Raw genomic sequence first — 604 nt, forward strand, 5'->3', positions numbered from 1 at the left:
CCGAATACAACTTTTGCTTTAGGGAATCTCCGAACAAGTCCCGGATATGCGAAAATCGCCCGACCACCTGATCCGAGCCTCCCATGAGCCAGATGAGCTTTTCCGACTTCGAGACGCCGGCAAGCGCAAGCAAACCCGCCGCGAACGCTTCCTTGCCGAGATGGATCAGGTCGTGCCCTGGGCAGGTCTGCTCGGCCTGATCGAGCCGTTCTACCCCAAGGCCGGTGGCGGTCGAAAACCTTACCCACTGGAAACCATGCTGCGCATTCACCTGCTGCAGAACTGGTTCTCCCTCAGCGATCCAGCCATGGAAGAAGCGCTCTACGAAATCACCCCCATGCGCCAGTTTGCACGCCTGACGTTGAGTGCGCCGATACCGGAAGACACCACGATCATGAACTTCCGGCACCTGCTGGAGAAACATCAACTGGCTCCTGCAATCCTCGCGGTCATCAACGGTTATTTGCAGGACAAAGGCTTGTCACTGCGCCAGGGCACCATCGTCGACGCGACCATTATTCATGCCCCAAGCTCGACCAAGAACAAAGACGGCGAGCGCGATCCCGAGATGCATCAGACCAAGAAGGGTAACCAGTATTTCTTC

Annotated in this window: 1 pseudogene; it reads left to right on the top strand. The window is 57.0% G+C overall.

The annotated features are described in order from the left end of the window. Positions 1-83: 83 nt before the first annotated feature. Positions 84-604, top strand: a pseudogene (locus KMS84_RS43720) (IS5 family transposase); the annotation flags it as partial.

Source organism: Streptomyces hilarionis (genome assembly GCF_024539675.1).
GTDB classification, from domain to species: Bacteria; Actinomycetota; Actinomycetes; order Streptomycetales; family Streptomycetaceae; genus Streptomyces; species Streptomyces hilarionis.